The sequence below is a fragment of the Parabacteroides sp. PM6-13 genome (assembly GCF_029892605.1).
Lineage (GTDB): Bacteria > Bacteroidota > Bacteroidia > Bacteroidales > Tannerellaceae > QVMG01.
Genome location: NZ_JARXWF010000008.1, coordinates 191,075 through 201,884, shown reverse-complemented (window position 1 = coordinate 201,884; position 10,810 = coordinate 191,075). Strand labels below are relative to the sequence as shown.

General features: G+C 43.9%; 7 protein-coding genes. 2 read left to right on the top strand and 5 right to left on the bottom strand.

Features of this window, described 5'->3' with window-relative positions:
- Positions 1–372: 372 nt before the first annotated feature.
- Positions 373–771 carry a YkvA family protein gene (locus M2134_RS09530; protein ID WP_280750767.1) on the top strand — a complete coding sequence of 133 codons (399 nt, stop codon included), beginning with the start codon at positions 373–375 and terminating at the stop codon, positions 769–771.
- Here M2134_RS09530 and bioD read toward each other — a convergent pair.
- Both bioD and M2134_RS09520 read right to left on the bottom strand, forming a co-directional pair.
- Positions 768–1,439 carry a dethiobiotin synthase gene (gene bioD / locus M2134_RS09525; protein WP_280758163.1) on the bottom strand — a complete coding sequence of 224 codons (672 nt, stop codon included), beginning with the start codon at positions 1,437–1,439 and terminating at the stop codon, positions 768–770. The genes M2134_RS09530 and bioD overlap by 4 nt on opposite strands.
- Positions 1,440–1,522: 83 nt before the next feature.
- On the bottom strand, positions 1,523–2,047 hold the full coding sequence (locus tag M2134_RS09520; RefSeq protein ID WP_280750769.1) for a sigma-70 family RNA polymerase sigma factor: 525 nt from the start codon (positions 2,045–2,047) through the stop codon (positions 1,523–1,525).
- A gap of 332 nt (positions 2,048–2,379) precedes the next feature.
- On the opposite strand from M2134_RS09520, the gene M2134_RS09515 reads away from it, so the two are divergent.
- Positions 2,380–5,109: a two-component regulator propeller domain-containing protein gene (locus tag M2134_RS09515; protein ID WP_280750770.1), complete on the top strand. Its 2,730-nt coding sequence runs from the start codon at positions 2,380–2,382 to the stop codon at positions 5,107–5,109.
- Positions 5,110–5,189: 80 nt separating this feature from the next.
- Here M2134_RS09515 and M2134_RS09510 read toward each other — a convergent pair whose 3' ends face one another.
- The 3 genes from M2134_RS09510 to M2134_RS09500 are packed head-to-tail and all read right to left on the bottom strand — an operon-like array spanning position 5,190 to position 10,675.
- Positions 5,190–7,535 (bottom strand): GH92 family glycosyl hydrolase, encoded by a 2,346-nt coding sequence (locus M2134_RS09510; protein ID WP_280750771.1) that lies wholly within the window; start codon positions 7,533–7,535, stop codon positions 5,190–5,192.
- A gap of 10 nt (positions 7,536–7,545) precedes the next feature.
- Positions 7,546–9,432: a glycoside hydrolase family 97 protein gene (locus M2134_RS09505; protein ID WP_280750772.1), complete on the bottom strand. Its 1,887-nt coding sequence runs from the start codon at positions 9,430–9,432 to the stop codon at positions 7,546–7,548.
- 40 nt (positions 9,433–9,472) lie between these two features.
- Positions 9,473–10,675, bottom strand: coding sequence for a glycoside hydrolase family 88 protein (locus M2134_RS09500; protein ID WP_280750773.1), 1,203 nt, complete (start codon positions 10,673–10,675; stop codon positions 9,473–9,475).
- Positions 10,676–10,810: the final 135 nt, after the last annotated feature.

The window sequence follows — 10,810 nt, the reverse complement described above, 5'->3', positions numbered from 1 at the left end:
AAGACCGGTTCTTCCTCTTTCGGATCTGTCGCGTCCGTACAGCCGATAAGAAGAAAAAAAGACAAGAAAAAGATGACAATCGAAGAAATCCGACTCTGTGTTGAAGGGTGTAAATTTTGTAATTTCATGAACACATGTTTTGTTGTTATAAAGAGCAAGAACAAATAAGAATTGCTTTTGTTCGTTTTTTAATTAGGTTTCCATTTCCAGCATACTGATACTACGATCTATTCGCTGAAAGACTTATACAAACCTACATTTTCTCAGCCCTTTAAAAAGCGTCAGAAAAAATTCTCACGCGGGTGAGAATTTTTTTTCGCCGGCAACTTTCACTATCTTTACCTTGTTATATCTCATGAAAAGGAGAGCGTTATGGAAGCAAAGAAGATTGAAGATGTTCCTTATGTAGAGGTGCATGAAATAGAGAAATATGGCCATCATTTTGATGAACAGTCTTTCTGGAAAAAGATTTCACGGGTGGCGAAAAAGGTGGGTGCCACGGTGTTGCGCCCGGTGTTACAGCTTTATTATATGCTGCAAAGCGATGAGGTGTCGTTCAAACACAAGGCCTATATCGTTGGCGCGTTGGGCTATTTCGTGCTTCCGTTCGATATTATTCCGGAGAGTGTATTGCCGGTACTTGGCTTTGCCGACGATGTGGCAGTGATGGCCTTCGTCTTGAAAACCGTAGAAGAGAGCTTGACGCCCGAGATCAAAGAGATGGCGGAAAACAAAGTTGCTCAACTACTCGGCACCACCAAATTGGATTAGATCAACGCCCGCACATCCGGCCACTGCCCGGCATCCTCCTCTATTTTCGTCAAAAGTATCAGGGGGATACCGGGCAGTTGCGTTTGCAGGTAGTCCAACGTCGCCGCTTCGATCTTGGCATCGATAGAAGGGTATAGGTTATAGACCAAAGCCGCCACTTCGATCCCTCGTTGCCGACAGGCATCCAGGCTCAATAGGGTATGGTTGATGCTTCCCAGTTTACCGGAGGTAACCAGTATCAACGGATAATTTTTCGATTGGAGATAATCAATTGTCAAGGTGTTTCGATCGATAGGCACCATCAGTCCGCCGGCGCCTTCCAACAATACATAGTCGTAGCGCTCCTGCAACGTTTTTGTCGCCTCAGTGATCCTGTCCAGATTCACCGGTCGCCCCTCCTCTTCGGCCGCCATATGGGGAGAGCAGGGATAGCTATAGAGATAGGGACAGGTAAGCCCCGAAAGATCCTCCTCCAGCAATGGAATACCCTGGATGCGGCGATGCATCTCGATATCTTCCGACAGCTCCCGGCAACCGGTCTGTATCATCTTCTGCGTGATCACCGAACAACCCGCCTCCGCCATCGCCCGAGCGATCGCCCCTGTAGCATACGTCTTACCAATATTAGTATCTATGCCCGACACAAAATAGACTTTCCCCTGTTTCATCTCCTTTGTTTGTTTCAACTGAGGGGCAAAAGTATATAATTTTGCTCATAAAACATCCTATCAAAGCAGCAGCACACTCTATTTCAAGAACATAAATAGGGATATAAATAATCCTTTAGCGACTTACGGGCAATAAACAACTGATTTTCAACTGTTTTTATGGAAAGATTCAACTGTTTACTAATCTCCGGATTGGTCTGCCCTTCCCTGAATTTCAGCGAGAAGATAAGTTTACATTTGGGAGGTAATTTGTTTATTTGGTATTCAACTAAGGAGAGAAGTTCATTGTAAATACTCTCTTGTTCGATATAAATTGGTTTTGAGAAATATTCATCGCGATATATCTCTTCGTAAACACGCCATAGCCGCTTACGACGGAGGAGGTCAATACAGCGATTGCGTAAACACCCGTAGACATAATCGCGTAATACTTTTTCCGACAGAAATAGGGTTTCTTGAAGATAAAGATGAGTGAAGGTATCTTGAATGATGTCTTCAACAAGAAAATCATCATTAAGAATCCTTTGGACGTAAAAAAGCATCTCGCGGTAGTTCTCCCTATAAACTGCTTCCAGTAGTGCAGTTCTATCCTGACAATGTGTTTTCATAATATATTAATGGTATAAGAATCAGAAATATCGCTTGGTCTAATAAGTGCAAGTTATCCCTCTTTTTTTTAGGTTCACTCCTTTTTTCGTTGAAGAGTATCTCATGGGGGCTCATTTAGGATGAATTTATTTATCTATTTAATATTCAAACACATAAACAGTCCCAATAACCGCACTTTGAGACTAAAATAGGCCGCACGCCTTCAGATGGTTAATCCATTCTTTCTATTTTTTGTCAGGCTTCCCTTGAGTGGAAGTCGAACTTCTTTTTAGAATCCGTTATTAATCATATTTTTTATGTAAATTTGTAAGTAAAGGAGGATATGCGTGCCATGAAAAGGAAGTCTTTATTCATGTTTCTATTGGTTGGTTGCTTACAAGTGTTTGCAGCATGGGCTATCCCTTTTCGTTCCTTATCGGTAGATGATGGTCTTTCCAACAATTTTATTCGTAAAATATATAAAGACAGCCAGGGGTTTATTTGGCTGGGCATGCAAAATGGGCTGGATCGCTTCGATGGTATTTCCATTGAGCATTATATCACGCCACAGGAGAATCTGGGAGCTATTTATGATATCCTTGAAACAGACGCATCCCATCTATGGATAGCCACAGATAAGGGGTTATGGAATTTACACATAATAGATAAGCATATTTCGAAAGATAATTCACCGATTGACTGTCCTATTTATTCCCTTGCTACTGATGAAAAAGGACAGTTGCTCGTAGGAACAGAGAATGGGCTGTTTGTCAAAATAGGAGATGATTTCCGCCATTATCCTCTATTCACCGACAACTATTCTTCCGTTCGTATATTCGGTATTCTTCCTGATGAAAACCAGAGCTGCTGGCTGGCAACAAACAACAATCTTTATCATTGTGATTACTCGGGAGAAGAACCGCTTTTCACCTTCTATTCAGATAATGTACATCGCGCTTTTTACGCTCCTTATCGGAATGGGCCAAACATTTATTTAGGAACACGAGGTGCCGGAATTTTCCGATTCAATATCCGCACGAAACAGTTCTCCAAATATATTGATGTAGGGAATGATGCGATCCTATATCTTTCCGGAGATGGGAAAGATATCCTTTGGGCCGGCACCGACGGAGATGGTCTAAAAAAGATTTCTTTGTCCCAAAATTCGGTGATAGCAACTTATCAACACGATAGAAAAAACACCTCTTCGATTAGTTCAAACGCAATTTATTCTTTTCTGGAAGACAACGGCCGACTATGGATCGGCACATACTCTACGGGTTTGAATTACTCGCTTCAGCACAATTTCAATGTATACGACTTTCAATCTTTCCATTCACTAAATCATCGGGTGCGTGCCCTTTGCATCCAAAAAAACGAAAAATTGATCGGGACACGGGATGGCCTCATTTATATCGATGAAAATAGAAATTTGTTGCGCGAATTCTACGCGAAACAACCTGAAACACGTGCGCTGCAATCTAACACAATCACTGCCATCCACCCCTATGGGAAAGGCTATTTGATAGGAACATTAGAAGGGCTTTGCTTCTTCGATCCCGCCACGCTCTCTTTCCGTTTGCTTGATGATCAGATATTTACGTCAGGAGCCTTCTATCATTTTGCTTCCGACAAACAACATCATATATGGATGGCCACATTCAAAGGGATTATCCGCTTGCAACCCAATGGAGAATTTGTGCGGTACACTGCTGCTAATTCTTCCCTGATTGACAATCTGGTTCATTCAACTATGATCGATTCCTTCGGACGAGTATGGGCAGGGACTAAGAGTGGCGTTTGTTATTTTGATCCCGAAGAGGAGGATTTTAAGAAGGTCGACTGCCTTCATCCTTCAATGGATAATTGCAAGGTAACACATATCTTTGAAGACAGTAATGCAAACATTTGGTTTTGTACAGAAACAAACGGTCTCTATACGGTAAATAGCTCATTGTCGAATAGCAATCACTATACGACCGCCCACTCACTGCCCTATAACGCCATCTCCAGTATTATGGAAGATGAATTGGGCTACTATTGGGTTGCCACTCAGAAGGGACTTTTCCGGGGCTCTTTTACGGATCATAAATCACAGACATTTTGGCTTTCGGATGGTCTGCCGGGGCTGACATTCAATCCAGCGGCCTGTTATTACGAAGAAGAGAAAAAAAGGTTGTGGTGGGGCAACGAAAACGGATTGATCTATTGCGATTTGAATCAGATTCATACACAAACAGATATCGATCCCATCCGGTTAACTCAACTATACATCAATGGAAAAGAAATAACAACAGGCGAAAAGCCTTTGAGAAAGAGCATCAACGAGGAATCGGAGATTAAACTCTCCTGGCTTCAAAATTCTTTCGGTTTTCGTTTTATCACGTTGGATTATATCTATCCGTATGATAATATTTTCGAAACCATGCTGGAGGGACATATGGATGATTGGCAAACACTTGGAAGAGGACAAACAACCATTTCCTATGAAGATGTAGCTCCAGGGAAATACCTATTCCGGGTACGATTGCAAAATTCACCAGAGTTTGAAAAACAGATCCATGTCATTGTCACCCCTCAGTGGTCTTTGGCTGCTCTTGCCGCATTATTTATCATCCTGTTACTACTTTGGATTTGGTATTGGCGAAGATTAAAACGCCTGATCAACAAGGCAAATAAGAAAATAAAAAATAAAATTTCAAAACCGGAACCGGATAACAAAGACTATACAGAACAGTATCAGGCTCTACTAACGCTTATGGAAGAGAAAAAAAGGTACCTCGATCCGGAACTAAAAATGTCGCATCTCACAGCCGAGCTCAAATGTTCAAATAAAGAATTGACTCTTATCTTCAGGGATGCTGTACAGAAAAGCTTTGCTGATTTTGTAAACGAATACCGTGTCAATGAATTTATTAAGAAAATAAACGCGGGCGAACAGGAGAAATACACGATTGTTGCTCTTGCCCAACAATGTGGTTTCAATTCCCGATCCTCCTTTTTCCGTATATTTAAAAATGTAACCGGACAGACGCCACAGGAGTATATGAAACAGATAAAATCAGAAAATAAGTGTAATTGAAATATATAAATATCGCCGACAAGATTGCATTGCCGGCGATAACACTTAGTATAAATAATCTCAAAGTAGTGAAGACATCCCTATTCTTCAGATAATGTATAAGTGGGTGGCGGATTAGTTCCCCACTTCTTGTTCGGCTTGTTATCCAATTCCAATTCCAACAGGCCTCCTTTTACAAACTCACTATGGTGGAACCAGCAATCAGAATGGTTCTTTCCATTAAGAGTAGCTTTCCGGATATAGATATTCTCTTCCGGGTTCTTCTTTGTTTTTATCACAAATTCTTTCCCAGGGTAATAATCGTTGTTGAGATGAATCGTCACCTTCTCAAACAACGGCGTGGTGATCTCATAAACAGGCGTCTCCGCTGCACCACCATCTACCTCAAACAGGCCAATGGCCATTAAGACTCCTAAAGCACCCATCTGTCCTTGATCTTCATCATCTTTATAACCGCCAAAAGGATCGATGTTGCTATATTCATCTTTTACCTGTCGTACCCAGTATTGCGTTAGCCAAGGAGTACCCGCATAGTTAAATAGATGAGCCATTCCTGTTCCCGGCTGATTACCATAATCTGTCCAGTTTGCCATTTCATCTCGCTTCCCATGAATGCGAAAGAAGCCGCCGGGTGCTGAACGTTCAAACGCATGATTTAACCGTTGGGAGAATTTCTTTTTTCCTCCCATAAGGCTGACCAGTCCTTCCATATCATGTGGCACAAAATAGGAATAGATAGCCGAGTTGCTCTCGCAAAACCCTTTCAGGTCAAGTGGATGGAAATCCGAGATCCAGGATCCGTCCCGATTACGTGGATGCATATAGGCAGATTTTGGATTCCAATGATTACGGTAGTTTTGCGAGCGTTGCATAAAGAAGCGATAATCATCTGTTTTACCCATTGATTTCGCAATTTGCGCCAAACACCAGTCCTGATACGTATATTCCAAAGTCATTGCAGTAGAAGCCTCACTATGAATTGTTACACGTGGGCGATCCTGCGGCACATAACCCAAATCGACATAGTAATTCATACCTCCGCCTGTTGCCTCTTTTCGGTGTTCGTAGCCCGAATGATCGCGGCTACCTCCAGGAAACGCATTCTTGCGTAGCCCCTCATACATAGTCTCCACATCATAATTACGTATTCCCTTATTGTAGGCTGTTGCGAAGAAAGGAGTCGAAGGATCACCTATCATCACAAAGGTATAATTCCCGCCGGATGGTCCTCGCGGAATCAATCCACCATTACGGTACATATCGACCATCGTATTGCAAAATGCATCAATCACCTCCGGATAGGCTATCGACCAAAGGATACTAAGAGACCAATGACTGCCCCACCAGGCATCAAAATTATGATGCGGGAAGAGTGGCTTGCCGTCAGCATCAAGGCGAACCTGCCGTACGCGCGGATAGTCTCCTGTCAAATCCATATATTGCCCATCCACATCGCTAACGATACGCCGTCCCAACAAGGCATGCCATAAGTCTGTGTATAGTTTCACTTTACGTTCGTAAGTTCCTCCTTCAACTTCGATGCGGCTGAGCATTCGGTTCCATTCGTCAAAAGAGTCTTCTTTTACCTCTTCAAAGTTCCAATGCGGCATCTCCTCTTTTAGGTTCTTTTTTGCCTGTTCTACGCTGACATAAGAGATACCTACTTTTAGATATACCGCTTCGTCCTTTTCTGTTGTATAGCGAACCGCCATGCCGGCATTATGTCCTGAGATTCGTTCCGGGCTAATCGAACTACGAACAGTCAAACTGTCTTTCCACATCTTTACCTCTTCGAACGGCTTATTAAATTCTATATAGAAATAGACTGGTGTATCTTTCGGTCTTCGCCCTGTCCGTTCCATTATTTCGTAACCGGCAATTTCTCTGTCCGATACTTTCCAGGCTTCGGCATGCGCTTTGGGACCATGTGCCAGATAAGCGCCAATATCAATAAGAATATAGGACTCCTCGCTTTTGGGGAATGTATATTTATGGAAACCCACCCGGGTAGAAGAAGTCAGTTCTGCCCAAATATCATAATCCGTTAAATATACCTTATGATATCCCGGCTTAGCAATCTCTCCCTGGTGGGAAAACTGCGACTGATAGGCATCCATCCCTTTATGTCCTTTAAATTCACCCACGGTTGGCATCACAGCCACACCCGACATCTGCCACGCATGGATATGGCTGAAGCAGCGGATATGCGAACTCCCATACAGATAGCCCGACCCCCAAGACGCCCGCGTATCTGTGTCGGGACTCAGATTAACCATCCCGAACGGGCGCGAAGCAGAGCTAAAAAAGAACCAACGCGACTTATGGCTGTCGATAAAAGGATTGACCAAATCGACAGGTTGTTGCGCCTTCCCTATTTGAAAAAAGCATATTAACAAAAGGAGGCAATATTTAATAAACCTATTCATGCCTTATTGCTTATTTGTTTTTAGTAATCCAAATGGCTTGCCCTCCTGAAGACAGTAGAGTTACGTCAAGTACGGTTTGGGCGGTTACTCGCAGATGCCGAATCCCCACCTTGGTACGTGTCTTCACTTTCGGGTTATCCTCGTAGATATGCGCGGTATAGGTGGCTGCCGGATCCAAAAAGTCGAACGGGATAGAGATCCGACGCGCTTCTGTATTGGTGATTGAACCTACAAACCAGTCGTCCCCGCTGCGACGTGCCATAGAGATAAATTCCGCAGGACGCCCATCGATCACTTTCGTGTCGTCCCAAACCGTAGGAACGTTATCGAAAAACTCCAGCTCCGGTTCGTCCTGGCTTTCCGACGGCTTGTCATACCAGTAAACATATTGCAGCGGACTATAATAAATAACAGCCAATGCAAGTTGATGGGAAGGAGTAGTGCTTAACAAGCGTGCATTTACCAATCCGTGTGAGGTGTCCGATTTCCCTGTTCCGTTAAAATCGCGGCGGTAATAGCAAATCGTATAATCCCCCGCCCCTTGAGTGAAACGGGTAAATGGCAATAAAGCATTGTGTGTCGCATCGGGAAACTCTTCATTCCCTCGGATGCCTTCCTGTGTCATCAGATTCGGATAAGTTCGACTAAATCCGGTAGGGCGGTATTCATCGTGTATATCGACTACCAATCCATATTCGGCGCATTTGACAACCGCGTCGTGCATCCATTTTGTCCAAACCTGTGAACCCACCTGTACGAACCCAAATTTCAGCCCATCTACCCCCCAGCTCTTATAGAGCGGGAGTATCTCGTCTAACTGACGTGCCAACGCACGCTGATTGACATACAGGATAACCTTCTTATTATGTTTCTTCGCATAAGCAATCGCTTCCTGCAGATCGAGGGCGTCAGGATTCGGATTGCGACCGGGATCCAACGTTACTGTCGTCGCGTCAGAGCGCCAATCATTTTCCGGCCCATACCAGCCCGCGTCGAAATGAACATATTGCAGGTTCCGTTTCACGGCAAAATCAACGACGGCTTTTGCCCCTTCTGTCGTAAGGGTTACTTCGCGCATCACCTTACCCGGGGTGATCCACCAGGGATTCTCTATACGGGAAGGAGGGTTTAGATTGAGTAATAGATCGTTATTCTCAATCAGTTCACCCGGCTTATTAGCCACCATCATCACCCGCCAGGGAGTAGAAAAGGGAGCAATCTCATCCACCGCGCCGTACATCACGCTTCGGATCGTATTGGGTTTCTCGCTCAAGGCAAATTTTGTCCTCGCATAGTTGACCACTTCCGCCTCTGTAAGCAACAGATAAGGTCCTTCGGGCAATTCCACCACCAACGGACGTTCGCTTTCTCCCGGCCAGTTCTTCAGCGGTAACCGCTCGTAAGCAGTTTGCGCACGTGCTGTGTACCATGCCATGCTCCCTTCGGGAAGCGTAAATTCTGTATATTCATCGGTAATATGCAAATACTCTCCGCCGGGGAAAACATAGCGAAAGGCCACACCTTCATCATACGCGCGCACCTCCAGCTGTAAACGTCCCCGACGATTGCCATCCAACGACAGGTTGATCAGACAGCTGTTGTAATGTTCTTTTACAATAGCTCGCTCGCCATAAACAGGTGTCCAATTTTGGTCAACCGTATGACGGCTCACCTCTCCGATCTTCACTCCCTCTTTCCAATCCGCATTGGCCTGAATACCTAAAAGCGAAGGATAGACCACCGTTCTTCCCTCAAAGTCAAGCGTAAACCCCAGGCGATTTCCCTTTTCCTGTATCACCACTTTATACCGATTGTCAGGCGATTGGATCGTCACTTCCGCTGCCGACAGCCAAGAAATGCTACAAACAACAAAGACGAATGCTTTCAAAAATTTCATATCCTTCATGTATTTTTATTCGTAATCAACTAATCGGTTTTTATTTATAGATACTTTTCCCTTCATTCAGCTTCTTCTGTCGCAACAGCGCTTCAATGTAATAATAATCAGCGTAAATAATGGAAGCATCGATCTCATATCCGTTCGGTCTATGTCCCGTGCAATGGAGCAAAAAGGCTGTATTGACCTCCCTGCTTTGGTAATGGACAGAAGACAAACTGTCCAACATCTTATTGGCTGCCGTACGATATGCCTTACTCTCTTCTTTATTTTCTGCTAATACAGACATTTCAAGCAATGCAGAAGCAACAATAGCGGCAGCCGAAGCATCCCGAGATTCGTTCGGAATCTGTGGAGCGTCAAAGTCCCAATAGGGCACATAATCATCCGGCAGACGTTGCAGGTAAATATCTGTTGCTTTCTGTGCCGTCTGCCAGAAACGGATATCTCCGGTTTCCCGGTAAGCCATGATGAACCCATAGATAGCCCATGCCTGCCCACGCGCCCACATGGTATGATCGGCATAGCCCTGATGGGTTACCCCTTTGATAAACTCACCCGTCTGATCGTCATACACAATAACATGATAGCAACTTCCGTCCGGGCGAAAATGATTTTTCATGGTTGTTTCCGCATGCTTATAAGCCATCTCATACAGACGTTGATCACCTCCATTTTTTGCAGCCCAAAACAAGAGCTCCATATTCATCATATTATCAATGATGGTATTGTGCTTCCATCCCATTCGCTTCACCATGTTTGGCCAGGAAAGGAAGGTGCCCACTTGTGGCTTGTAAAGAACAGACACCGAATCAGCAGCTTGCAACAAAGCCTGTTTGTAATTCGGATCGTTCGTCAGTCGATATCCATTTCCTATACTACAGTAGGACAGGAATCCAACATCATGACTTCGTGCAGGTCCGGTAGCACTTGGGATAATCAATGCAGTAAATTTTTCTGCTTCACTTTTCCATGTCGCATCACCGGTATATTCATAAAGATACCAAAGAATACCGGGCCAAAAGCCACTTGTCCACGAACCGGGTCGCGTGAAATGCCATTCAGTACTTCCCGCATCGATACTATTGGGCATACGGGTGTGATCCGTAACCATTTCCATAGTTTTTGTTGCCTGCGCCACACAATAATCCAGATTCATATCTGTTTCCTGTTGCTTAGTTTGATCACAACCAACACAGAACAAAAGAAACAGAAACAGAAATAAGCTTGCATTTGATTTCATACGATAAATATTATTAATCTTAATTTTTGATTGATCCTTCTGAGAGATAAACGAGTCAAAGGCTAAAAACACCCAAAGAGATCTATCTCAATTAAGCTTTTCTCATTTATTTCACCTTCTCTTGGGTGTTTAGAG

Bases quoted from the DNA above. Each gene is read 5' to 3' on its own strand.
- M2134_RS09530 (WP_280750767.1), top strand. From the start codon at position 373: ATGGAAGCAAAGAAGATTGAAGATGTTCCTTATGTAGAGGTGCATGAA.
- bioD (WP_280758163.1), bottom strand. From the start codon at position 1,439: ATGAAACAGGGGAAAGTCTATTTTGTGTCGGGCATAGATACTAATATT.
- M2134_RS09520 (WP_280750769.1), bottom strand. From the start codon at position 2,047: ATGAAAACACATTGTCAGGATAGAACTGCACTACTGGAAGCAGTTTAT.
- M2134_RS09515 (WP_280750770.1), top strand. From the start codon at position 2,380: ATGAAAAGGAAGTCTTTATTCATGTTTCTATTGGTTGGTTGCTTACAA.
- M2134_RS09510 (WP_280750771.1), bottom strand. From the start codon at position 7,535: ATGAATAGGTTTATTAAATATTGCCTCCTTTTGTTAATATGCTTTTTT.
- M2134_RS09505 (WP_280750772.1), bottom strand. From the start codon at position 9,432: ATGAAATTTTTGAAAGCATTCGTCTTTGTTGTTTGTAGCATTTCTTGG.
- M2134_RS09500 (WP_280750773.1), bottom strand. From the start codon at position 10,675: ATGAAATCAAATGCAAGCTTATTTCTGTTTCTGTTTCTTTTGTTCTGT.